Source organism: Microbulbifer aggregans, assembly GCF_001750105.1.
In the GTDB taxonomy this organism is placed as follows: Bacteria; Pseudomonadota; Gammaproteobacteria; order Pseudomonadales; family Cellvibrionaceae; genus Microbulbifer; species Microbulbifer aggregans.
Window position 1 is genome coordinate 569,154 of record NZ_CP014143.1, and the last position, 23,360, is coordinate 592,513.

The window sequence follows — 23,360 nt, forward strand, 5'->3', positions numbered from 1 at the left end:
GGGCGCGGATCACAACTCTGCAGCCGTGCGGACAATTAAAGCCCAAAACCGGCCGCCTGGCTGAGAAAACTGGTCCGCAGCGGCGGCGCCACATTGAGCCCCAACAGGCCGAGCTGCCGGGAACTGCGGACCAGCGGATTGCCCGAGGCGAACAGCGCCGGCACCCGGTCACTGAAGCCAATGGTCAACTGCTGGTCCTGCTGCCGCTCGCGACCGTAGTTCTCCAACAAGTCTAGTGCGGCAGAGGAATTTTGCGCCAGAAGTCGACCGCCATCCCCGGACAACGCACGCGCCAGTGCCTCGCTGTCACGCAGTGTAAGGTTGAAGCCCTGCCCGGCAACGGGATGCAGGAAATGCGCACAGTTTCCGACCAGGACCAGGTTCCGTCGCCATTGCTCCTTCGCCAGGCTGAGACTGAGGCGGTAGGAGGCGACTGCACCGGAGCGCACCAGGCGACCCGCACGCCAGCCGAACGTCCGCTGCACACGGTCGACAAAGGCGTCGCTGTCCAGGGCACACAGGGCGTCGGCATCCTCCTCCTCGCAGGTCCAGACCAGAGCCGCACGGTGAGCGCCCTCCCGATCCGGCAGCGGCAGCAGGGCCATGGGCCCGCTGTCGGTAAAACGCTCATAGGCCACACCACCGTGGTCACGTTGAAGACCAACGGTGGTCACCAGTGCCCGCTGGTGGTAGTCGACGCGCTCAGTCTCGATGCCGAGCTGCCGGCAAAGCGGAGAATCGACTCCGTCCGCCGCTACCAGAAGAGAGGCCCGCAACCGCTGCTCTGCGCCGGCATCATCCCGCCAGTACAGCTCAGCACCCTCTTCGCCAAAGGCCACCCGCTGGACATCGGCGGGAGCCATGGCGTGGACTGATGTGTCGGCCAGGGCTCGATAGAGCACCGGACCCAGGGCGGCATTTTCCACCACGGCGCCAAACATGCCCTGAAACTGTGCCCGCGCCTCTCGCGCTGCAGACAAGCGGGCCCCCACTCCGCGCCCGCGGTCACTGACGTGAATCTCGTTGATGGGCGCACAATAGGTTCTGAGCTCGGGCCAGAGTCCGAGCTGTTCAAACAACTGCAGGCTTCCGGCGGCTAGCGCTGTGGCGCGGGTATCGAAGCTGGGCAGGACCGGCTGAATGCCGCTGGCGGGCAGGGGCTTTTGCTCCAGGAGCGCCACCTGCAGATCCGGGCAGTAGTGGGCCAGCATCAGCGCCAGACTGGCGCCCGCCATACCGCCGCCGACGATGGCAACATCAACCCGACTGTCCGCTGTCCGCTTTTCACCACCGGAATTTGTTGCGTTCACCACAGCGCCTCCTGAAATTCCCCCTGCCCCATGGCATGCTCGATATCAGCCACTGCCTTTGGCGCCGCCTCCGAGAGTACCCGCGCCCCCTCCTTCAGCAGTGCCACATCGTCCTCTATACGGATACCGATCCCGCGGAACTGCGCCGGCACATCGGCGTCCTCAGGAATATAAACACCGGGCTCGATCGTCATCACCATCCCCGGTTCCAGTTGCCGCCACTGGCCATGCACGCGGTAATCCCCTACATCGTGAACATCCATGCCGAGCCAGTGCCCAACGCGGTGCATATAGAAACGGCGATACGCACCTGACTCCACCAGTTCGCCGGGATCGCCCTTCAACAGGCCCAGGTCCACCAGACCGCGGGTAATCGTCTCGACACTGGCCATATGGGGCTGGTCCCAGTGATTGCCACTGCGCACCTGCTCGATGGCCGCCAGCTGTGCTGCCAGCACGACTTCGTAAAGGGCGCGCTGGGCGCCGCTGAAACGACCGTTCACCGGGTAGGTACGCGTCACGTCGGCGGCATAACCGCGGTATTCACAGCCGGCATCCACCAGTACCAGGTCACCGTTTTTCAGGGCCATATGGTTGCTGCAGTAATGCATCACCAGCGCGTTGCTGCCGCCGCCAATAATGCTCGGATACGCCGGCTCGCGGGCGCCAGCATCGGCGAAGGCATGGAGAATCTCCGCCTCAAGCTGGTATTCAAATACCCCGGGACGACAGCGCTTCATGGCGCGCCGGTGGGCCTCCGCGCTGATCTCGGCAGCACGACTCATCAAGCGGATTTCTGCGGCACTTTTGTAGAGGCGCAATTCATGCAGCAGGTGATCCAGGTCCACCATCTCCGGTGCACCGCCACCACCGGGCGCTCGCTCGATCGCCTTCAGATAGCCCTGCAGCCGCCGATCGAGCTGTGGAAAGCGTCCCATGGTGTAGTAAATTCGCTCGCGCCCCTCCAGTAGTCCCGGCAGGATGTCGTCGAGATCACCGATCGGAAAAGCATCGCAGAGGCCGCACTCATCGGCGGCACGCTCGGGCCCCAGTCTGGGCCCGTCCCACAACTCCCGCTCAGCGTTGCGCTCCCGGCAGAAGAGAATTTCCTCGCCGGACACGCGCCCCGGCACCAGCACCAGCAGCGCTTCAGGCTCCTTGAAACCGGTGAGATAGAGAAAGTCGCTGTCCTGGCGAAATGGGAAAAAAGTATCCCGGGAGCGCAGCTGCTCCCGTGCCGCAGGCACAATGGCGAGGCCGCCCTCGGGCAGGCTAGCGATCAGCCGCGCTCGACGGCGCGCATATTCCGCCTTGCCGATACTCATCAGTGCAGGGTGGCTCCCTTGCTGCCACTCGCGGGACGCGGGGCAGTCTCGGTGAAGATATTCATCACCGCCACGCGGACAAACTCCTCTACCTCCAGTAGCTGGTGTTCCGCCTCTTCGCCCTCGCTGACCGCATCGGCATCCACCTGACTGACGGCGCTGAGATCTTCCAGCGCCTCCTTGCTGGTTGGAGGCAGCTCACCCTGGTAGGCGCCAACCCCAAAACCATGCAGGAACCCCTGGCACCACAGGCCCAGGGAAAGCGCGCGCTCGCTGATGTCGGAATCTTCCGCCAGGAGCAGCCGGAAATCGAAGTTGCGGTCATTGAGCTGTGCCGCACTCTCTTCAGCAATACGCTGGAATTCCGCCGACAGATCCGCCGGCACCGCATCCAGGTCCAACAACTGCCCCAGTTCATCCTGCCAGCGTCGGCGGTCCGGACGCGCGCCGGCGGCAAGCACCCCGCACACAAAACCATGCAGCTCACTGGGGCTGGTATGGCCGCCGGCGGCGAGAATGCCATTGGCAAGCTTGTCGAATTCACTGAGGTTGTTGGTCATGTCACTGCTCGATTCTGGATTAGAGGCAAACTCTGATCAGAGTTTGCGCAAACTGTCTTTTTCTGCGGCAACGATCCCCGACGCGAGGCACGGATGCGGTGCAGAGTCGTAATCTGTGCACAAATTTGTGAATGGCCGCTCTGGCGGGGCAATTGACCCTCTCATGAGCCGGCAATATAGTAGCGGAATCCCTCGCGGTCTGTCGTGTTGCATGCATAAGCGGAGCGCTGCGTTTCAGCCTCCCGGCGCCACGAAGCTCGGCGTCCGGAAAAGACGCCCCGAGGCGCAGTCACAAACGCAGGATTTATGGATAAGTTACAAGCGTTAGAAAGCACCGTGGACTCGCTGATTGCCCGTTGTGAGCAGCTCGCCGAGGACAACCGCGCGCTGCGCCAGCAGCAAACCGACTGGCAGCGCGAGCGCCAGCGTCTGATAAAAAATAACGAAGTCGCCCGCACGCGGGTCGAAGCAATGATCAACCGCCTCAAGGGCCTAGCGCAAGAATCCTGATGGGTGACTCAGCCACAAAATCCGAAACCGTCACGGTCTCCATTCTCGACAAAGAGTACCGTGTGGCCTGTGCGGAGGACGAGCGCGCGGAACTCGAGGCTTCCGCCCGTCTGCTCCACGAGCGTATGACCCGCATTCGTGCCAGCGGCTCAGTGATTGGTCTCGAACGCATTGCGGTCATGGCCGCACTCAACATCGCTCACGAGCTGATTCAGGCCAAGGCAGAACTCACCCGCGTACCGCTGGAGCAGGAGATGCTCGAGCGACTTCAGGACAAGGTACAGTCCGCGCTTTCCTCCATCGACACGGAAAAAGACTGACTCGCCGTCATTTGACAAACGGGAAATTCTTCTGGAACCGAGACCTGCGGCCTTAGCCTTTTAAGGGCATGAGAGTTATACTGCGTATAAGCCCTGAGGTGTTGGCCAGTTGACAATGTCCTGAGCCGATACTTTTACCCTGGAGGTTTCCAGCGGGTGTTGATGTGCAAGTCCGCCATGTAGCGGAAAGCCTAATGCATTCCGGAGGCCACCACCTTGAACTTAACGGTTCAAGGCTACGTCATCAGCCGCACGCTCGGGGTGTCCTAATTCCAGACAGTCTCTCCGGACGAGAGAATCCAAAGCGAGCGGAACTCGCGCCCATCGTGTCACAACTCAACGATCCCACCACTGAACGCATCACTGCCGCCAATGAGAGTTCATCTTTTGAGGGCAAATGGCAGCTACGTCGCCGTATGCGTGCAGCGCGACGTAACCTGGACACCAATCGACAGCGGGTCACGAGTCAGGCGGTGGTTAACCGCCTGAGCAGCCACCCGGCGTTGCTGAAAGCCCGGCATATTGCGCTTTACTGGCCGATGGATGGCGAGGTCGATGTGCGGGGGCTGGTCAAACGCTTTCCCGAGAAACGTTTCTACCTCCCCGTCCTTCCCCATGCCCCCCACCCGCAGCTGCGCTTCGTGCACTGGCATGGTAGGGCATTGACCTACCGCAACCGTTACCACATCCCCGAACCTGTGCGCGGACACAGCCATACACCCGAGCGACTCGATCTGGTACTGATGCCGCTGGTGGCTTTCGATCCCAGCGGTGCCCGTCTGGGTATGGGAGCAGGGTTTTACGACCGCACGTTCGCAATACAGCGCATGCTGCCTGGTGCCGGACCGCGCCTGCTCGGCATTGCCCATCAACTCCAATGCGTGCCCTTTCTGCCCACAGACAGCTGGGACATCCCCTTGCACGGTGTGGTGACCGAGAGCCACAGTTTCCGCTGCCGCTGAGTATCGCAGCCGACGAAGGGGCACAAAAAAAGCCGAACGCTTTCGCGTTCGGCTTTTTTCTTTGCGGAGAGGGCGCTGCGCTTAGCGCGTCACAACCCCCTGCTGCAGTGCCGCGGGCGGTTCCGGCTCCTCCGAGGAAAACACCTCGGTCAGACCGGTACTGCTCAACAGCACGCCCGCAACAAAGACAACCACTGCGATTGTCATTGCATCGGGTTTCATGGGGACCATCCTGTAAGTATTGTTTTGTTGTTATGTGCTAGACACCACGCGTTGGACTGCCGGTATCGCAAAAGTTCCAACGAGGGCGAGAAAATCATTCAGCGGTGAAATAGTAACCGATTTGCGATCAAATTTTGAGACCTTTGTCTCATTTTTACCCACAATAATTCGACAAGTTCAGTCCACTGGTCTACCCGCAGCCAAACCGACCATGCATTGCTGCCCCGGCTGTCTCACCGGTCAGCTGGCCAAGAAGAAACTGTAAGCCGGGTTGTCTGTCTCGTCCCAGAACGGGTAGTGCAGCTGCTCCAGTAGCTCCCGCAGCGCCTCGCGCTCCGACGGCGGTACCTCCATACCCACCAGCACGCGCCCATAGGCTGCGCCATGGTTGCGGTAGTGGAACAGGGTGATGTTCCACCGCCCGGCCAGCTGCTCGAGGAACTTGCGTAGCGCCCCTGGCCGCTCTGGAAACTCGAAACGGTACACGACTTCATCCTCAAGTCCCGGCGCCCGCCCGCCGACCAGGTGGCGAATGTGCAGCTTCGCCATCTCGTTATCGGTGAGATCGGTGACCCGGTAACCACCCTCCTTCAGGCGATCCAGCAGCTGGAGCCGATCCGCATTCGCCGCCACCTGCAGCCCCACGAAGATATGGGCCTCGCCACCGTTGGCATAACGGTAATTGAATTCGGTGATCGCACGGTCGCCGAGATCGCGACAGAACTGCAGGTAGCTGCCCGGGCGTTCGGGAATGGTCACAGCCAGCACCGCCTCGCGCTTCTCGCCGATCTCGGTGCGCTCGCTGATATAGCGCAGGCGATCAAAATTGGTATTGGCGCCGCTGCAGATGGTAGCGAGCGCCTGATTGCTGCCGCCCTGTTCCTGAATGTATTTTTTGAGGCCCGCCAACCCCACGGCACCGGCGGGCTCGGCGATCGAGCGGGTATCTTCGAAGATATCCTTGATGGCCGCACACACCTCATCGGTGGAAACCGTGATTACCCCGTCCACCGTCTCCCGCAGCACGCGGAAGGTTTCCTCCCCGATCTGGGCCACCGCCACGCCATCGGCGAATAGCCCCACCTGCGACAAGCGCACCCGTTTGTCCGCTTCCAGGGCCACCTTCAGGCACGCGGCCTCTTCCGGCTCCACGGCGTAGACTTTCACTTCGGGACGCACATATTTGATATAGGCCGCCATCCCCGCAGCCAGGCCACCGCCGCCCACCGGAATAAAGACCGCATCCAGGTGACCGGGGTGCTGGCGCAGCAGCTCCATGCCAACCGTGCCCTGGCCGGCAATCACATCCGGATCATCGTAGGGGTGTACGAAGACCAGGCCGCGCTCTTCCACCAACTGGCGGGCACGGGCCGCAGCCTCGTCAAACGTATCCCCGTGGAGCACCACTTCAGCGCCGCGCATGCGCACGGCGTTGACCTTGATCTGCGGGGTGGTAGTGGGCATCACGATCGTGGCCCGCACCCCCAGCTGTGCGGCGCCCAGAGCCAGGCCCTGGGCGTGATTGCCCGCAGACGCAGCGATCACGCCTTTGGCCCGCTGCTCCGCCGGCAACTGCAGCAACTTGTTGTAGGCGCCACGAATTTTGAAGGAGAAGACCGGCTGCAGGTCCTCACGCTTGAGCAGAATGCGGTTACCGAACCGGTGCGACAGCTGGCGCATGGGCTCCAGCGGGGTCTCGGTGGCGACATCGTAAATGCGCGCGTCTAAAATGCGCTTGATATAGGACTGGGGCATGGCGGAATTCAGCAGCCGTCTTCATCTGATACAAAGGCCCGGGCACACGGAGTGCCCGAGGCAGCCAGTCTAATCCTCCGGCAGCAGGATTGCCACCATAACGCCGAGACCGCGAGAATTTTTCTCCCGAAAAACACTTATTCCAAGAAAATATTGCACAGGACCAGGAGCAACATGACTCAGGATGAACTCAAGCGCGCCACCGCCCGCGCCGCCATCGACTACATCGCCCCCAAGCTGGAAGCCGATAGCATCGTCGGGGTTGGCACCGGTTCCACCGCCAACTTCTTCATCGACATGCTGGCGGAAATCAAGGGCCGCTTTGACGGCACCGTTGCCAGCTCCGAGGCCTCGGCAGAGCGCCTGAAATCACACGGCATCCCCGTCTACGACCTCAACGCAGTGGACGGTATCCAGGTGTATGTGGACGGCGCCGACGAGGCCAACGCGGCACTGGAACTGATCAAGGGTGGTGGCGCCGCACTGACCCGCGAGAAGATCGTCGCCGCCTGCTCCGACGAATTCGTCTGTATCGCGGACGAGAGCAAGTGGGTGCCCGTACTGGGCAATTTCCCACTGCCGGTGGAAGTCATTCCCATGGCCCGTTCCCTGGTGGCCCGGGAGATCGTCAAGCTGGGTGGCGACCCCGTGTATCGGCAGGGTGTGACCACCGACAACGGCAATGTCATCCTGGATGTGCACAATCTGCAGATTGCCCAACCGCAGGCATTGGAAGAGGCGATCAACAATATCACCGGCGTCGTCACCAACGGTATTTTCGCTCGACGTTCGGCGGATATCCTGCTGCTGGGCACCGCGTCCGGGGTCAAAACCCTCACCGCTTCTTGAACGCCTGGGATTGGAGAGGGGCCTGGCCCCGCCCAAGGAAACCCCCGAGCCAAAAACAATAAAGACCAGCAGCGACCACCGTCGCCCGTAGTTTAGAGATATGTTTCAGAACAATAACAACCGCCTGATCACACGGCTGCTCCTGTTACTGCTCGCCGGCTCTCTCGCAGGTTGCGCCACCAGCCCGCCCAGTAACCCGGACGATATCTGCAGCATCTTCCGCGAGAAAAAAGACTGGTACGGGGCAGCCAAAGACGCGGAGGAAAAGTGGGGCTCGCCGGTGGCCACCACCATGGCCTTCCTGCACCAGGAATCCCGCTTCGTACACGACGCCAAACCCCCGCGGACCAAAATCCTGTGGATATTCCCTGGCCCCCGCCCCTCCGATGCCTATGGCTATTCCCAGGCGCTGGGCACCACCTGGCGCGGTTACCAGCGCTCCACTTTCAACTACGGCGCCGACCGGGATGACTTTGAGGATGCGGTCGACTTCGTGGCCTGGTACAACAACACCAGTGCCCGCCAGTGCCGCATCAAGCCCCACGACACCTATCATCTCTACCTGGCTTATCACGAGGGGCATGGGGGCTTTAACCGACGCAGCTTCCGCAACAAAACCTGGCTGAAGCAAGTGGCAAAGAAGGTTTCCGCGCAGTCGAGCAAATACCGACGCCAGCTGGCAGGTTGTGAAAGCAGTCTCAAACGGCGCAAGAAATTTCTTGGAATTTTCTGAATCGCAGGAACTCAACAGCAGAACTGGCGCCCAATGGCCCATCAGGAGAGAAAAGACTGTCTACCCTGATGGGACGAATCCCCACTTTTGCCCGGCAAAAGTCCGGCGTTTGCAGACCTGCCGCAGCGGGCACTCTCGCCATCCCTTACTTCGCCTACGTCCAGCAAATACGCTCCGAGGAGAGACGCCCATGAAAACCTCCCCTATTCTGTTTACGGTTCTGGCACTGCTGTGTGTCGCCCCTCTCGCGCAGGCGCAAGGCAACGCGCAACCGGTCGCTCAGGCCGCGGCAAACTATAGCCAGCCGAAGCTGGAACAGTTCGCCAATGCCTATCGCTCAATCGTGATTCTCAGCCAGGAGTATGCCCCCAAGCTGAAGGCCGCCGCAGACATCCAGGAGGCTGAGGCCATCAACCAGGAGGCGCAGGGCAAGATGGTGTCCGCAATCCAGAATGCGGGGCTGTCAAAGGAGGAATACCAGCAGATCGCCACCAGCCTTAAAGCTGACCCGAAGCTGGTAGAGCGGGTGAACCAGATTCTGCAGGAAAAATCTGCTCAGGACTGACCATTGTCGAGCCGCGGCCCCGGCCGCGGCTGACTTCAACACTTTGCCTGCCCCTTATTACTCCAGCGTGACGTCCAGTACCTGACAAATCTCCGCCAGGTGGTTGCGCACCCAATCCCGATCGAAAGACCCCCAGTCCTGCAACTCGTAATACCCGTCGTTGTTGCGCACCCCCTCCTGCACGAAGTTCACCTGCGTTCCATGGCCGGGCAGCCCCTTGGCGATCACGTCCTGCACGGTGCGCCTGGGCCAGCCGGTGGCCTCTTCCAGTGCGGGGTTGTTGGGCTTCGGCAATGTCTCGATCAGGTGAGCGATCAGCATCCGCCGGCAAATGGTCGGATTTAGCTGGCTCGTCAGTGCTTCGTTCATGAAGTCCCTCTTCTTGTGGATATCCGGCATGCCGCCTTTTGTACCACAGGGATGCCCACTACTCACCTCGCTGGTAGCAAACCTGACTTTCTCGCCGGCATTGCGCATAATCCCCTGACTCAACGGCTTCAGCGCCGCGAAGACAATAACAGCGAGGGCACCGTCGTGGACTCCGAGAACGCTACCGTCCCAGTGAGAGAACCGGGCATACTCGCCGCCGCCATCCGCGCCCAGCTGGCTGGTGCGAACGCCGCCGGAGTGGACACCAATCAGCTGCTGCGTGATGCCGGCATCGACCCGGCCACACTCGAAGAGGCCGACGCCCGCCTCGGGCGGGAACAGGTAGCCCGCCTGTTGCGCCTCGAATGGGACCTGCTCTCCGACGAATCCGGCGGCTTCCTCGCCCGTCCCTGGCTACCCGGCACCTTTGCCATGATGGGCCACGCCTGCGTCAGCTGTCCGAACCTGCGCCGCGCCCTGTTGCGCTCCAGCCGCTTTATCTCCATGGTCAGTGACGACCTGCGGATCCGACTGATCGAGGATGGCGAAGAAGCCCGGCTACTGATTCACCACGGCAATGACAAGAACCTGCCGAACCAGATCTTCGTCGAGTCACTGGCCCTGATCTGGCTGCGCTTCTTCAGCTGGCTGATTGATCGCACCATCCTGCTCGAGCGGGTACATCTGGCATTCCCGCCGCCCGACTACAACGAAGACTACAGCGATATGTTTCCGTGTCGGCACTACTTCCACCAGCAGGAAACCTGCCTGGTATTCAGCACCCGCTATCTGCAGATGCCGCTGGTGCGCGACGAGCAGCAGCTGAGTGAATTCCTCGGCCGCGCGCCGGAGTGCCTGCTGGCCCAGTACAAATCCGACAACAGCTACACCGGCCGCATCCGCCGCATGCTGATGGGGCAACATGGGATCGAAAACCTGTCGCTGGACGATGTGGCGGAACGGCTGTTCACCTCCCCGCAAACCCTGCGCCGCCGCCTGAAAGACGAGGGCAACAGCTGGCAGGACATCAAGGATTCCGTACGCCGGGATATGGCTGTCTACCAGCTGAAAAAACAGGAAACCGCTGTAGCAGAGATCGCCGAGCGCCTGGGTTTTTCCGAGCCCAGCGCCTTCAACCGCGCTTTCAAAAAGTGGACCGGGCTGGCACCCGGCGCCTACCGGGAGAAATTCAGGGGCTGATAAGCCAGTTTCAGCAGAATATTTGCCGGACAAAAAAATCCCCGCGTTTGCGGGGATTTTTTTGGCTTAACGACACTGGTTATTCGAAGGTCACCACCCGCACGGTGATCCGGCGATTGCGTTGCTTGCCCTCCTCGGTCGCATTGTCCGCAACGGGTTTTGCCGAGCCCATACCAGTGGCGGTAATACGGTTGGCATCAATGCCCTTGTCGATCAGCATCTGACGTACCACTTCCGCGCGCTGCTGGGACAGCGACTGATTGCGCATCTCATCCCCCTCGCTGGAGGTATGGCCCTCGATGGCGATGGTCATGCCGCTGTTGTCCTGCAAAATAGCCACCAGCTCATTCACGTCGGGTACCGACTCACTGGTGGGCCGGGCACTATCCTGGGCAAACTCGATGGTGAGCGGAAACTCCCGGTTCGGATCACGGGCATCGCTCTGCAGATACTCCTTGAAACTGCTGGCGAAACCGTCAGTACTTACCTGCCCCTCCATCCGGTCACCGCCCATATCGCGGTCTTCCCCGGTCATCACCTGCTCTTCTTCCAGGATCACCGCACCGGGCTGATCATCATCCAAAGCTTCCTTTTTGGCACACATATTCAGTGCCCAGAGAGCAGCCAGGGCAATCAGGATCGGCCAGAACCACTTGGCAAACCCGGTGCGACCTTTCTCTGCATGCCGCACTTTCTGCGGGCGCGGCTCCAGCGGCTCGGCGTGGCCACGGGACTCGAGGGAAGCCCCCAGATCACTGAAGTCATTCACGCCGAGCTCTTTGAGAAGGCCATCGGGGATCTTGCCTTTGATGTATTCCTTCTGCCCAAAGAGGAAAGAGGCGAGGCCACTGATATCGAGTCCCTTACCCTTGACCACCTTGCCGAGGAGCGACATCACCACCGGGCCCAGCAGTTTCATCAGGCTACTACCGGTCCTGCCATCGAGGTTGAGAGCACTGGCCAGCAGGTTTACCGCATTAGTGGACTTGCCGCCAAAGAGGGCATCCAGGAGGCTGCCACCCTTCTCCTCCAGACTGGAAACGCGGGCGGGGTCTCGGAACACATCGGCGATGGAGGAGAAATCGAAGTCCTCACTTTCCGTCACGTGCTTGAAAATGCTGGCCATTCCGGTCTTGCTGGTGCCCTTGTTGAGCATGCCTGCGAGCAGGGTGGACCCCCCGGTTCTCACTGCAGCTTCCCGTTGGTCTCCCGACAATCCGAGGGCATTGCCAAGCGCATCTAGCCCCGTAGAACCCAACTGGTTCAGGGCCATATCCAGAAAATTGTCAGCCATGATCAAACCTCGTCGCTTAAAACCTCTAAACGCTTCCAATGAGTGTAAGGCAGGGGAGCGACACTCTTAGTCCGAATCCGAATAAGTGATTCGCACGTCGTTCCCCAAAACTCACCACTTTTGTCACGCTGTTCTAAATGCAGATTAGCACGCCAGAAACCGGACCTGTGTCCGCGGGTCACCGGCACTGGCGCCTTTGATCATTGCGGGGCCCGACCGGCCCGCTATGTTAAGGGCACAACCAAAATAAAGAGGCTGCTACCATGACCCGAGAAGCGTTTATCTACGACGCGATCCGCACGCCGCGGGGCAAGGGCAAGCCCGGTGGTGCACTGTACGAAGTGAAACCGGTAACCCTGCTCTCCAACCTGCTGCGTGCACTGCAGAGCAGGAATTCGTTTGAAACCGCTACGATCGATGACGTCGTCATGGGCTGCGTCACCCCGGTGGGCGACCAGGGCGCAGATATCGCCAAAACCGCGGCACTGGCCGCCGGCTGGGACTGGGACAACGGCGGTGTCACACTGAACCGCTTCTGTGCCTCAGGCGCCGAAGCCGTCAACCTGGCCGCCGCCAAGGTACGCTCGGGCTGGGAAGAGCTGGTCGTCGCCGGTGGCGTGGAGTCGATGTCGCGTGTGCCCATGGGTAGCGACGGTGGCGCCTGGGCTGCAGACCCCCGCACCGCACTGGATACCGGCTTCGCCCCCCAGGGGATCGGCGCCGACCTGATTGCCACTCTGGCCGGCTTCACCCGTGAGGATGTGGACGCATTTGCCCTCGCCTCCCAACAAAAGGCCAGTGCCGCCTGGTCGCGCAACGCCTTCGAGCGTTCACTCATACCGGTGTTGGACCAGAATGGCCTGACCATCCTCGACCGGGACGAGCTGGTGCGCCCCGACACTTCCATGGATGGCCTCGCCCAACTGAAACCCGCGTTCGCCGGTATCGGTGAATTTGGTTTCGATGCCGTAGCCCGCCAGCGCTACCCGGAAGTGGAGCGCATCAACCATGTACACACTGCCGGCAACTCCTCCGGTATTGTCGACGGCGCCGCAGCACTACTGGTCGGCAGCGAAGCTGCTGGCCAAAAGCTCAATCTCACTCCCCGCGCCCGGATCGTCTCTGCGGCCGTAGTCGGCACCGATCCCACCATCATGCTTACCGGCCCGGCGCCGGCCACCCGCAAGGCGCTGAAGCTGGCCGGGCTCAAGGCCGAGGACATCGACCTGTTCGAAGTCAACGAGGCCTTCGCCGCGGTGGTGATGCGCTTCCAGCGCGAGCTGGATGTGGATCCGAACCGAATCAATGTCAACGGCGGTTCCATCGCCATGGGTCACCCACTGGGCGCCACCGGCGCCATCCTGATCGGCACCCTGCTGGACGAACTGGAACAGCGCCAGGGGCGCTATGGGCTGGTGACCCTGTGTGTCGGTGGTGGCATGGGTGTGGCCACCATCATTGAGCGGATATAAGCGGGGACTACATGATGAAATCTATTCGTATCGAAAAAGGCAGTGACAACATTGTCCACCTGATTCTCGACAACCCGAACGCCTCCGCCAATGTGATGGACGGTGACTTTACCGACTCCCTGCGCGAGGTGGTCAAGCAACTTCAGGGTGAGGAATATCGCGGCATCATACTGCGCTCGGCCAAATCCACTTTTTTTGCCGGCGGTGACCTGAACGGCCTCTACGCCGCAAAGCGCGAAGATGCAAACGAATTCTTCCGTGAATGCCAGGCACTGAAGGCTGACCTGCGCTGGCTGGAAACCCAGGGCAAACCTGTGGTGGCGGCCATCAACGGAGCGGCGCTGGGCGGTGGATGGGAGCTGGCACTCAGCTGTCACCACCGCATCGCCCTCGACGACCGCAAGGTAAAGATCGGTCTACCGGAAGTAACGCTGGGTCTGCTGCCGGGTGGTGGCGGGTGTGTGCGCATGCCGCGCTTGCTCGGTTTGCAGAATGCACTGCCCTATCTCCTCGAAGGCAAACAGGTGAACCCGCAGCAGGCGCTCGATGCGGGCCTGATTCACCAGCTTGCCTCAAATCCCGAAGAGCTGATCGACCACGCCCGCGCCTTTGTAATTGCCAACAGCGAGAGCGAAGAGCCGACCCTGCAGCCCTGGGACCAGCCGGGCTACCGCATGCCCGGTGGCGACCCACGCAACCCTAAAAACGCCCAGCTGCTGGCGGCGGCACCCGCCATGCTGATCCAGAAAACCAAAGGCTGCTACCCGGCGCCGGAGGCCATTCTCAGCGTGGCGGTGGAAGGTGCGCAGGTAGACTTCGAGACCGCCACCCGCATCGAGTCCCGCTACTTCGTCGAGCTCGCCTGCGGCCAGGTGGCCAAGAATATGATTGGCACCTTCTGGTTCGGGCTCAACGCCATCAAGGCCGGTGCATCCCTGCCCGAGTCCGTGCGCAACATGAAGGCAGCACCGGTGAAAAAAATCGGTGTCCTCGGTGCGGGAATGATGGGTGCCGGTATCGCCTACGCCTGTGCCAGCAAGGGCGTTGAGGTGGTGCTCAAGGACGTTTCCATGGCAGCCGCAGAGAAAGGTAAGGCCTATACGCAGAAGTCCCTGCAGAAGAGGCTCGACCGCGGCCGCATGGATCAGTCGCAGATGGATGCCGTTCTCGACCGCATCCAGCCCACCGATAGCGCGGCCGCACTGGAGGGCTGTGAGCTGGTGATCGAGGCAGTGTTCGAGGAACGCAAACTCAAAGCCCGGGTCACGGAGGAAACCGAGGCCGTGCTCGCCGATGATGCGCTGTTCGCCTCCAACACCTCTACCCTGCCCATCACCGGTCTGGCGGAAGCTTCCAGGAGACCGCCGCAGTTTATCGGCCTGCACTTCTTTTCTCCGGCCGAGAAGATGCCGCTGGTGGAAATCATTTGCGGTGAACAGACCAGCGAGGAAACGCTCGGCCGCGCCTACGCGTTCGTGCTGCAGATCGGCAAGACGCCGATCGTGGTCAACGACAGCCGCGGCTTTTTCACTTCACGGGTATTCGGTTGCTTCACCAACGAGGGCATCGCCATGCTGGGCGAGGGGGTAAACCCGGCCACCATCGAGAATGCCGCCGCCCAGGCCGGCTTCCCGGTCGGGCCGCTGGCAGTGAGCGATGAAGTCTCTCTGACCCTGATGAGCAAAATCCGCCAGCAGACCATTGCGGATCTCGAGGTGGAGGGCAAAGCCGCTCCCTCCCACCCGGCAGACAAGGTCATCGACCATATGCTGGAACTGGGACGCGCAGGTAAGGCTGCCGGTGGCGGTTTCTACAGCTATCCTGAAGGCGGTCCTAAACACCTGTGGCAGGGCCTGGCAAAAGAATTCCCGCAGGGGGAACAGCCACCGTTCGATGACGTGCGCGAACGACTGCTGTTCGCTATGGCAGTGGAAACCCTGCGCTGCTACGAGGAGCAAGTCCTGCGCAGTGTGCGCGAGGCCAATATCGGTTCGATTTTCGGTATCGGCTTCCCGCCCTGGACTGGCGGCGCACTGCAATACGTCAACCAGTACGGGCCGGCAGAATTCGCCGCACGTGCCCGCGAGCTGACCAGCCGCTACGGTGAGCGCTTCCACCCACCGGCCCTGCTGCGCCAGCTGGAGGAATCCGGACAGCAACTCACTGACAAATAAACAGAAAGCAAATAACCCAGAGGGGCCGCATTTACGGCCCCTCAAAGTGGAGAACAGCGATGATCCCGAGAACCGTCTTCACCGAAGAGCACGAACAGTTCCGCGATACCGTGCGCAAATTTCTGGAAAAAGAAGTAGCGCCCTATCACGCTCAGTGGGAGAAAGAAGGGCAGGTAGACCGCGCCCTTTGGAACAAGGCCGGCGAAATGGGTTTCCTGTGCCCGCAGGTGCCAGAAGCCTATGGTGGCCTCGAGCTCGACTTTGGCTATAACGCCATCATTGATGAAGAAATCGGTCGCACCGGATTTACCGGCATTGGCTGGGGTCTGCACTCCGATATCGCCGTGCCTTATATCGTCAATTACGGCACCGATGAACAGAAGGATCGATACCTGCGGCGCTGTATCAGCGGCGAGGTCGTCACCGCTATCGCCATGACCGAACCCGGTGCCGGTTCGGACCTGCAGGGCGTGCGCACCACCGCCGTGCGCGATGGCGACCACTATGTGCTGAACGGCTCCAAGACTTTTATCACCAATGGCCAGCACGCAGACCTGGTCATCGTGGTTGCAAAGACCGATCCGGGTGCCGGCGCTGCCGGTACCAGCCTGCTACTCGTCGAGGCCGACAGCCCCGGATTCAAGAAGGGCACCAACCTGGACAAGGTGGGCATGAAAGCCCAGGACACCTCGGAGCTATTTTTCGATGACGTGCGCGTTCCGGCGGAAAACCTGCTTGGCGCCGAGGGGCAGGGCTTTATCTACCTGATGCAGGAACTGCCGCAGGAACGCCTCAGCGTCGCCATCAGTGCAATGGCTAATGCGGAAGCGGCGCTGGGCTGGACTGTGGATTACGTGAAGGAACGCAAGGCCTTCGGTCGCCCGGTTGCCAGCTTCCAGAACACCCAGTTCAAGGTGGCCGAACTCGCCAGTGAATGTACGGCCATGCGGGTGTTTGTCGACCGCTGCCTGGAGCTGCACTACGACAAGCAGCTGGACGTATCCACCGCCGCCAAGGCGAAACTGCTATCCACGGATTTCCAGTGCAAACTGCTGGACGAATGCGTACAGCTGCACGGCGGTTACGGCTACATGTGGGAATATCCCATTGCCCGCGCCTGGGCTGACGCACGGGTGCAACGTATATACGCCGGCACCAATGAGATCATGAAACTGATCATCTCGCGGGAATTGCTGAAGGACGGCTGATACCGCCTTCGGCCGCTGTAGTGGGAAACAACCATGCTGCCAGAATCCGGCCCGCTCGCGGGCCTCAAGGTGCTAGACTTCTCCACCCTGCTCCCCGGCCCCTACGCCACCATGCTGCTGGCGGATATGGGTGCCGAGGTGTTGCGGATTGAATCCCCGCAGCGCCCGGACATGCTGCGCGCCCTGCCACCCTACGTCGGTAGCGACCAGCTGTCTGCCGCCCACGCCACCATCAACCGCAACAAACGCTCCCTGGCCCTGAACCTGAAAGATCATCGCGCCGGCGATATCGTGCGCCGCCTGCTGGCGGAGTACGACATCATCGTCGAACAGTTCCGCCCCGGGGTGATGGAGAAACTGGGTTTCGGTTACGAGAAATTGCAGGAAACCCGCGCGGATCTGATCTACTGCTCCATTACCGGCTACGGTCAGAGTGGACCGCTGAGACAGCGCGCCGGGCACGACATCAACTATCTGGCCCTGTCCGGTCTCGCCAGTTATTCCGGTCGAGCCGACAGCGGCCCGAGCCTCTCCGGCACCCAGGTGGCGGATATCGCCGGTGGCTCGCACCACGCCGTGATGTCCATTCTCGCCGCTGTCTACCAGCGCCAAAGGAGCGGCCAGGGCAGCCGGATCGATATCAGCATGACCGACTGCGCTTTTGCCCTGAATGCCATCAGCGGTGCCAATGCACTGGCCGGGGGGGACCTGCCGGGGCTCGAACACGAGTTACTGAACGGTGGCAGCTACTATGATTACTACCGCACCAGTGACGGCCGCTACCTCGCTGTAGGCAGCCTTGAGCCCCAATTCGCGATGCGCTTTTTCGAGGGCATCGGCAAGCCCCAATGGGCCGAGCGCCTGATGGGTAACGAGCCGCCAGGTATCCTGAAAGGGGATATCGCCGCGGTCATCGCCAACCGTCCGCTGGAGGCCTGGGTGCGCCTCTTCGCAGACGAGGATGCCTGCGTGGAGCCGGTACTGGATTTCCGGGAGGCAGCAGACAGCGCCCTGCTGCGAGAACGGCAGATGCTCTGCTCGACAGATCTCGCCGGTGGCGAATCGGTGGAGCAGATCAACACGCCATTCGTCTTCGATGGGCAAAAACCCGACTATCACCGGCCCGGAGCCGGGCTGGGCGAGCATTCCCGTGATGTGCTGACTGAGCTGGGCCTGGAAGAGAGCGAAATCGAGACACTGCAGGCCGACCAGGTGATTGCCTGAACCAGAAACACTAACCGGCACCAGCCCATGGCCCACCGCAAAGCGCATCTCCCCCACAAGACCTGTCCGGTCTGTGGGCGGGAATTCAGCTGGCGCAAGAAATGGGAGCGCGACTGGGCGTCGGTGATCTACTGCAGCGAGCGCTGTCGAAGGCAGGGAAGAAAGCCCGGCCAGGAATCGACGAAAACCGGGGAGCACGATTCATGAACCTGGTCTGGTTCCGCAACGACCTGCGCAGTAGCGACAACTACTCCCTGGTGCAGGCCTGCCAGAATCAGGGGCCGGTGGTTGCCCTCTACTGCTTTGATCCCCGCCACTATGAAAAAGACCACTACGGCTTCGTACGCACCGATAAATTCCGTGCGCGCTTCCTGATCGAAACCATTCAGACACTGCGGCAACAGCTGGCCCAGTTGAACATCCCCCTGCTGGTATACCAGGAAAAACCGGAAGTAATACTGCCCAAGCTGGTGGCGGCACTCGCGATCGACAGCATCTACCTGCAGCGCGAATGGACGCGGTACGAAGAACAGGTGCTGGACAGTGTTCGCGGCACGGCGGGCATGAATGCCGTCGATTTCTATCAGGCGCTGGATCAGTTTCTCCTGCACCCGGACGATCTTCCTTTTGCCGATCCGGATGATATTCCGCGTGTATTTACCGGATTTCGCAAGCGAGTAGAAAAGGAACTCATGGTGCGCAAGCCGCTGTCGCCACCACTACCCCGTGCCCCAGAAAATCTCGCTGCTGCCGAAACAGCACCAGTGCCTGATCCCATTCCCGAGCTCACAGACCTGGGGCTGCAGCATTTCACCCTGGATACCCGCTCCGCTTTTCCCTTCAAGGGAGGAGAACTGGCAGCGCAGGAGCGTATCGATCACTACTTCTGGCTGACCGAAAACCTCAAGCGCTACAAACACACACGCAACGGACTGGTGGGCACGGATTACAGCTCCAAACTCTCGCCCTGGCTTGCCAACGGCAGCCTGTCCGCGCGGCAGGTGTACTGGCAGGTGAAAGAGTTTGAGCGGCAGGTCGTCGCCAATGAGGATACCTACTGGCTGGTATTCGAGCTGCTGTGGCGGGACTTTTTCAAATATGTCTCTCTCAAATACGGCGACCGTATCTTTCAGCTCGGTGGCATCCTGCAAAAGGAATATGAGTGGCACCGTGACCCGCAAGAGTTGCAACGCTGGATCGATGGCGAGACCGAGTATGACTTCGTCAATGCCAATATGCGGGAGATTGCCAAAACCGGCTGGATGAGCAACCGCGGCCGCCAGAACGTGGCCAGCTATTTTTCCCGCGAGCGGCAACAGGACTGGCGCATCGGTGCGGCTTACTTCGAGAGCCTGCTGCTCGACTACGACGTACACAGCAACTACGGCAACTGGATGTACAACAGCGGCGTTGGCAACGACCCGCGCGACCGGCGCTTCAACATCGACAGTCAGGCAGAACGCTACGACCCAAACCACGCCTTCCGCAATCTCTGGCTGAAACAACCCAACGGATAGCTCCTTGAAGATCCTGCGACTGATTCTCGGCGACCAGCTCAACCACAAGCACAGCTGGTACAAGAACGACGATGACGACACCCTGTACTTTATCGCAGAGATGCGTCAGGAAACCGACTACGTCAAACATCATGTACAGAAGGTAGTGGCCTTTTTCGAGGCCATGGAGGCTTTTGCCGAGTGGCTGCGTGAGCAGGGTAAGAAGGTGGTGCACTACAAGCTGGACGGCAAGAACAATACCCAGAAGCTCGGCACCAATATTGCCGCCCTGATCGAGGAGCGCGGCATCGAAAAGCTCGAGTACCAGCTCCCGGACGAATACCGCCTGGATCAACAACTCAAGCAACTGAAGGATGACCTCAGCATCGAGTGCGAAGCCTTCGATACCGAGCACTTCCTCACCAGCCGCGACGAACTGGCAGAATTCTTCGAGGGCAAGAAATCCCTGTTGATGGAAAGCTTCTACCGGCATATGCGCAAGAGGCACAACGTGCTGATGACGGAGAACGGTAAGCCTCAAGGAGGTAAGTGGAACTTCGACCAGAGCAACCGCAACAAGTGGAAGGGGCAACCGAAAATCCCCCATGAGAAGGGCTTCCGCAAGGATGTGCGCAAGACTCTCAAGCGTATCAAGGCTGCCGGCGTTGAGATCTTCGGCAACATCGATCCGGAGAACTTCAACTGGCCCACCAGCCGGTCAGACAGCCTCAAGGTATTGCGCCACTTCTGCGAACACTTGCTTGTGCACTTCGGTGACTACCAGGATGCCATGGATCCGGAGGAAACCTACCTGTTCCACAGCCGCCTCAGCTTCGCCATGAACAGTAAACTGCTACACCCCATGGAGGTGATTGAGGCGGTTATCGATTACTGGGAAGACAAAAAATCCACGATATCCATCAACGAAGTAGAGGGCTTCGTGCGGCAGATCCTCGGCTGGCGGGAGTATATGCGCGGAATCTACTGGAAAGAGATGCCCTCCTACGCCCGCTGCAACCGGCTGGACAACCAGCGGGACCTGCCCGACTTCTACTGGACGGCGGAAACCAAGATGAACTGCCTCCACCACGCCATCAAGAACAGCCTGGATCACGCCTATGCCCACCATATCCAGCGCCTGATGATCACCGGTAATTTCGCCCTGCTACTGGGCGTACACCCGGATCAGGTAGATGCCTGGTATCTCGGTATCTATATCGATGCGATCGAATGGGTGGAGATCACCAATACCCGGGGGATGAGCCAGTTCGCTGACGGTGGTTTAGTCGCCACCAAGCCCTATGTGAGCAGCGGCAGTTACATCCACAAGATGAGTAATTACTGTGAGGGTTGCCGATACAACGTCAAAGAGAAGACCGGGGAAGACGCCTGCCCTTTCAACAGCCTGTACTGGAACTTCCTCGCGGAGAAACGGCAGTATTTTGAGGGAAACCAGCGGATGGGGATGATGTTGAGCACACTGAGCAGGATGGATAAGGACGATCTGGCCGAATTGCGCAAAAGGGCCCGTAAGGTTATCCGGAACCCACAAGACTACTGAAGCTCCATTTCTTCATTAGAGGCCGGAAAGCTATACTTCGCCTCTCAACAGGCAAAACCGCAACCCACCTGATCGGCAGGCAATAGCACTTACTTTTATGCAGCAATCCCAGCCCAACAACCCCCTCCATGGCATCAAGCTTGCGACTATCGTCGAAGAGCTCCAGGAGCACTACGGCTGGGACGGGCTGGCGGAGCGCATCGATATCAACTGTTTCAAGAATGATCCCTCCGTGAAATCGACCCTGAAGTTTTTGCGCAGAACGCCCTGGGCGCGCAGCAAAGTAGAAGCGCTATATTTAGCTACCTTTTGCCGGGACAACCCCTGGGTAAAACACTGACGCCTTTTCATTGCATAGCGAAGAATGGAATAGATCAGGAAGTATTGCCCTCAGGGTAAGGTACGATCAATAGCAATTTTTATAGGTAGTGCTTCTTATTACCACTGCAGTGGTCGGTGATCTGAAGCTTGTGTATTGAACATTTTCCCTTCAGTCTCTTATCCAGACGCCCTAACCCTCTCAGTTACCTCAGGACGAAATCCCGTGTCATTATTGTTTGAAGAGATCGACAGCCAGCCCTCACCTCTGGGTGAAATTTCTCTACGCAGGCGACGGATACCCGCTCTTGGAGACCGGGATATCTATGAGGTCAAGCTGGGTGAAGAGTTTCTGATGTCGAGCATGTTCGTCGAAGCTGAAGAAGCGCTATCGACTCTAGGCTTGGCGGCAGTCAAAGGCGACAATCTGAAGGTTGTCGTTGGCGGCCTGGGTCTTGGCTATACCGCCGTGGCAGCATTGAAGGACGAACGCATTTCCGAGCTGCTGGTGGTAGAGGCCCTGGATACGGTCATTGGTTGGCATAGAGATGAACTGGTACCGCTGGGGAAGATCCTCAACGCAGATCCGCGTAATCGCTACGTGCACGGCAGTTTCTTCGATCTGGCTACAGCCCCGGAAGCCGGTTTTGACCCGAATAGCGCTGGCAAGAAGTTTGATGCCATTTTGCTGGATATCGACCACTCCCCCACCGAGTACCTGAACGAATCCAATGCGGGCTTTTATACCACCGAGAATCTGGCGCGCATGGCAGAGCAGTTAAAGCCCCAGGGTGTATTTGCCATGTGGTCGCAAAACTTACCGGAGGAAAGGTTTGAGGCTCTGCTGAGAACGGTCTTTGAGACTGTCGCATCCCATGTGGTTTCTTTTTATAACCCCTTCCTGAACGGTGAATCGACTAACTCGGTGTATGTGTGCGTAAAAGGCGCAACGATCGAACGTAAAAAATGACTTTTCGCATATTGCACCCCCAAATAATCTCCTAGGCTGGAGCTTTAGTGAAGTCGATGGTGGCTTTGCGAACGTCAATCTGGGGATCTGAGACATGAGCAACGATGAACTGGAATGGGATATCTTCGCCGAAGAAGCCCTGAAGATGGCGCCAATGTTTGTACGCTCGAAGATCAAGAGGCGGGTCGAAGAGGTCGCGAGAGAACGCGGGATTACCCTGATCACGTGTGACTTTATGACCGAACTTCAGCAACAGGAGCAGGGGAAGTAGCCAGGCTCCCATCTCCTCATCCTGCCTGCGGAGACGTTACCGCCTCCGCAGGCTGGTTCGCTGTGAATCATATCGGCAAGTAAGCGCACCAAATTGCGTTCTACACGCACTGGCGCTGCAAAAAGCGTCCATTTCTCTGCATATGCCCCCTAGCCGCCCCCTTGCCCCAATATCCTGCCACAACCCGGATTGCCCCCGGAACTCGCCAAACTAAAACGGAAGTGTCTAGAAGCGAACCACGCGGCAGGAAAGGAGAGCGACGGGTGGAGGCAGAGCGAAAACGACAAATAGAAGCGCTGTGTCGGTGCTACCTGACATCCCTGGAGAGTGGCGACCTCCCAACCCTGCTGTCGCTGTTTACTGAAGATGCCACCGCCACATCGCCGATTTCTGGCAAGCAGCCGGTTCCGGACTTCTATAGCTACGTCATGCAGGTGACCAGTAATCGCTCCATGCCACTGAAAACGATTTTCGTCGGTGCATCCAACCCATATCAGGCTGCGGTCCATATGGTGTATACCCGCACTGTGAAGGAAGGCCAACCTTCGACAATCGAGTGCGTGGATATTTTTGACCTCAATGAGGAATGCACCAAGTTCACCGGCATCAGGATTATCTACGATACCGCACCGGTCCGTTCAGAATTTGATCTCCACAAGTAAAAGCCCGGCAGCAGCCGGGCCCAAAGTCAC

The 23,360-nt window shown here is 59.7% G+C and carries 25 protein-coding genes and 1 other RNA gene; 19 read left to right on the forward strand and 7 right to left on the reverse strand.

All coding sequences use genetic code 11. The annotated features are described in order from the left end of the window. Positions 1 to 35: 35 nt before the first annotated feature. From AUP74_RS02440 to AUP74_RS02450, 3 genes are read right to left on the reverse strand one after another with little or no spacing between them, the layout of a single operon-like run. Positions 36 to 1,310 (reverse strand): FAD-dependent monooxygenase, encoded by a 1,275-nt coding sequence (locus AUP74_RS02440; protein WP_226999870.1) that lies wholly within the window; start codon positions 1,308 to 1,310, stop codon positions 36 to 38. Beyond that, complete coding sequence (gene pepP, locus AUP74_RS02445; RefSeq protein WP_069946167.1) at positions 1,307 to 2,635, reverse strand: Xaa-Pro aminopeptidase; 1,329 nt, start codon at positions 2,633 to 2,635, stop codon at positions 1,307 to 1,309. Before pepP ends, AUP74_RS02440 begins: the two co-directional genes overlap by 4 nt. Continuing rightward, positions 2,635 to 3,195, reverse strand: coding sequence for a UPF0149 family protein (locus AUP74_RS02450; RefSeq protein ID WP_069946168.1), 561 nt, complete (start codon positions 3,193 to 3,195; stop codon positions 2,635 to 2,637). Before AUP74_RS02450 ends, pepP begins: the two co-directional genes overlap by 1 nt. A 306-nt stretch (positions 3,196 to 3,501) precedes the next feature. On the opposite strand from AUP74_RS02450, the gene AUP74_RS02455 reads away from it, so the two are divergent. The 4 genes from AUP74_RS02455 (at position 3,502) to AUP74_RS02470 (ending at position 4,987) form a co-directional block, all read left to right on the forward strand. Then, positions 3,502 to 3,705 carry a TIGR02449 family protein gene (locus tag AUP74_RS02455; RefSeq protein WP_069946169.1) on the forward strand — a complete coding sequence of 68 codons (204 nt, stop codon included), beginning with the start codon at positions 3,502 to 3,504 and terminating at the stop codon, positions 3,703 to 3,705. Beyond that, positions 3,705 to 4,025 carry a cell division protein ZapA gene (locus tag AUP74_RS02460; protein ID WP_069946170.1) on the forward strand — a complete coding sequence of 107 codons (321 nt, stop codon included), beginning with the start codon at positions 3,705 to 3,707 and terminating at the stop codon, positions 4,023 to 4,025. The genes AUP74_RS02455 and AUP74_RS02460 overlap by 1 nt, the downstream gene beginning before the upstream one ends. An 87-nt stretch (positions 4,026 to 4,112) precedes the next feature. After that, a non-coding RNA gene (gene ssrS / locus AUP74_RS02465) (6S RNA) lies at positions 4,113 to 4,292 on the forward strand. Between the two features lie 59 nt (positions 4,293 to 4,351). Then, positions 4,352 to 4,987, forward strand: coding sequence for a 5-formyltetrahydrofolate cyclo-ligase (locus tag AUP74_RS02470; protein ID WP_226999871.1), 636 nt, complete (start codon positions 4,352 to 4,354; stop codon positions 4,985 to 4,987). A gap of 81 nt (positions 4,988 to 5,068) precedes the next feature. On the opposite strand, the gene AUP74_RS17325 is transcribed toward AUP74_RS02470, so the two are convergent. Continuing rightward, complete coding sequence (locus AUP74_RS17325; protein WP_162493443.1) at positions 5,069 to 5,209, reverse strand: hypothetical protein; 141 nt, start codon at positions 5,207 to 5,209, stop codon at positions 5,069 to 5,071. A gap of 240 nt (positions 5,210 to 5,449) precedes the next feature. Further along, a complete protein-coding gene (gene ilvA / locus AUP74_RS02475) occupies positions 5,450 to 6,964 on the reverse strand; it encodes a threonine ammonia-lyase, biosynthetic (RefSeq protein ID WP_069946171.1) in 1,515 nt (504 codons plus the stop codon). Between the two features lie 174 nt (positions 6,965 to 7,138). Here ilvA and rpiA point away from each other — a divergent pair, with 174 nt between their 5' ends. The 3 genes from rpiA to AUP74_RS02490 all read left to right on the forward strand — a co-directional run bounded on the left by rpiA (position 7,139) and on the right by AUP74_RS02490 (position 9,111). Next, positions 7,139 to 7,813, forward strand: coding sequence for a ribose-5-phosphate isomerase RpiA (rpiA, locus tag AUP74_RS02480; protein WP_069946172.1), 675 nt, complete (start codon positions 7,139 to 7,141; stop codon positions 7,811 to 7,813). A 100-nt stretch (positions 7,814 to 7,913) separates the two neighbouring features. After that, positions 7,914 to 8,546 (forward strand): transglycosylase SLT domain-containing protein, encoded by a 633-nt coding sequence (locus AUP74_RS02485; RefSeq protein ID WP_069946173.1) that lies wholly within the window; start codon positions 7,914 to 7,916, stop codon positions 8,544 to 8,546. Positions 8,547 to 8,736: 190 nt separating this feature from the next. After that, positions 8,737 to 9,111 (forward strand): DUF4168 domain-containing protein, encoded by a 375-nt coding sequence (locus AUP74_RS02490; protein ID WP_069946174.1) that lies wholly within the window; start codon positions 8,737 to 8,739, stop codon positions 9,109 to 9,111. A gap of 57 nt (positions 9,112 to 9,168) precedes the next feature. Here the strand turns inward: AUP74_RS02490 and AUP74_RS02495 are convergent, their stop codons facing one another. Then, positions 9,169 to 9,480 (reverse strand): helix-turn-helix domain-containing protein, encoded by a 312-nt coding sequence (locus tag AUP74_RS02495; RefSeq protein ID WP_069948660.1) that lies wholly within the window; start codon positions 9,478 to 9,480, stop codon positions 9,169 to 9,171. Between the two features lie 51 nt (positions 9,481 to 9,531). Here AUP74_RS02495 and AUP74_RS02500 point away from each other — a divergent pair, with 51 nt between their 5' ends. After that, positions 9,532 to 10,680, forward strand: a complete 1,149-nt coding sequence (locus AUP74_RS02500) for an AraC family transcriptional regulator (protein ID WP_083260775.1) — start codon at positions 9,532 to 9,534, stop codon at positions 10,678 to 10,680. A 79-nt stretch (positions 10,681 to 10,759) separates the two neighbouring features. Here the strand turns inward: AUP74_RS02500 and AUP74_RS02505 are convergent, their stop codons facing one another. After that, positions 10,760 to 11,974 carry an OmpA family protein gene (locus AUP74_RS02505; protein WP_069946175.1) on the reverse strand — a complete coding sequence of 405 codons (1,215 nt, stop codon included), beginning with the start codon at positions 11,972 to 11,974 and terminating at the stop codon, positions 10,760 to 10,762. Positions 11,975 to 12,237: 263 nt separating this feature from the next. Between AUP74_RS02505 and AUP74_RS02510 the strand changes: the two genes are divergently transcribed. From AUP74_RS02510 to AUP74_RS02550, 11 genes are all read left to right on the forward strand, one after another. After that, on the forward strand, positions 12,238 to 13,446 hold the full coding sequence (locus AUP74_RS02510; RefSeq protein WP_069946176.1) for an acetyl-CoA C-acetyltransferase: 1,209 nt from the start codon (positions 12,238 to 12,240) through the stop codon (positions 13,444 to 13,446). An 11-nt stretch (positions 13,447 to 13,457) separates the two neighbouring features. Further along, on the forward strand, positions 13,458 to 15,620 hold the full coding sequence (locus AUP74_RS02515; protein WP_069946177.1) for a 3-hydroxyacyl-CoA dehydrogenase NAD-binding domain-containing protein: 2,163 nt from the start codon (positions 13,458 to 13,460) through the stop codon (positions 15,618 to 15,620). A gap of 59 nt (positions 15,621 to 15,679) precedes the next feature. After that, positions 15,680 to 16,828 carry an acyl-CoA dehydrogenase family protein gene (locus tag AUP74_RS02520; RefSeq protein ID WP_069946178.1) on the forward strand — a complete coding sequence of 383 codons (1,149 nt, stop codon included), beginning with the start codon at positions 15,680 to 15,682 and terminating at the stop codon, positions 16,826 to 16,828. Positions 16,829 to 16,861: 33 nt separating this feature from the next. Continuing rightward, the gene (locus AUP74_RS02525) at positions 16,862 to 18,052 is read left to right on the forward strand and encodes a CaiB/BaiF CoA transferase family protein (protein ID WP_069946179.1); all 1,191 of its coding nucleotides are present in this window, start codon (positions 16,862 to 16,864) and stop codon (positions 18,050 to 18,052) included. Positions 18,053 to 18,079: 27 nt separating this feature from the next. After that, positions 18,080 to 18,259, forward strand: a complete 180-nt coding sequence (locus AUP74_RS16950; protein WP_083260776.1) for a DUF2256 domain-containing protein — start codon at positions 18,080 to 18,082, stop codon at positions 18,257 to 18,259. Then, positions 18,256 to 19,569, forward strand: a complete 1,314-nt coding sequence (locus AUP74_RS02530; RefSeq protein ID WP_069946180.1) for a DASH family cryptochrome — start codon at positions 18,256 to 18,258, stop codon at positions 19,567 to 19,569. The genes AUP74_RS16950 and AUP74_RS02530 overlap by 4 nt, the downstream gene beginning before the upstream one ends. A 4-nt stretch (positions 19,570 to 19,573) precedes the next feature. Next, positions 19,574 to 21,109 carry a cryptochrome/photolyase family protein gene (locus tag AUP74_RS02535; protein ID WP_069946181.1) on the forward strand — a complete coding sequence of 512 codons (1,536 nt, stop codon included), beginning with the start codon at positions 19,574 to 19,576 and terminating at the stop codon, positions 21,107 to 21,109. Between the two features lie 97 nt (positions 21,110 to 21,206). Further along, a complete protein-coding gene (locus AUP74_RS02540; protein ID WP_069946182.1) occupies positions 21,207 to 21,449 on the forward strand; it encodes a VF530 family protein in 243 nt (80 codons plus the stop codon). A gap of 204 nt (positions 21,450 to 21,653) precedes the next feature. Continuing rightward, entirely contained in the window at positions 21,654 to 22,397 is a 744-nt protein-coding gene (locus AUP74_RS02545; protein ID WP_069946183.1) for a polyamine aminopropyltransferase, read from the forward strand. Positions 22,398 to 22,491: 94 nt separating this feature from the next. Further along, positions 22,492 to 22,668: a hypothetical protein gene (locus tag AUP74_RS16955; RefSeq protein WP_083260777.1), complete on the forward strand. Its 177-nt coding sequence runs from the start codon at positions 22,492 to 22,494 to the stop codon at positions 22,666 to 22,668. A gap of 263 nt (positions 22,669 to 22,931) precedes the next feature. Then, positions 22,932 to 23,330, forward strand: a complete 399-nt coding sequence (locus tag AUP74_RS02550; RefSeq protein WP_083260778.1) for a nuclear transport factor 2 family protein — start codon at positions 22,932 to 22,934, stop codon at positions 23,328 to 23,330. The last annotated feature ends 30 nt before the right edge of the window (positions 23,331 to 23,360 follow it).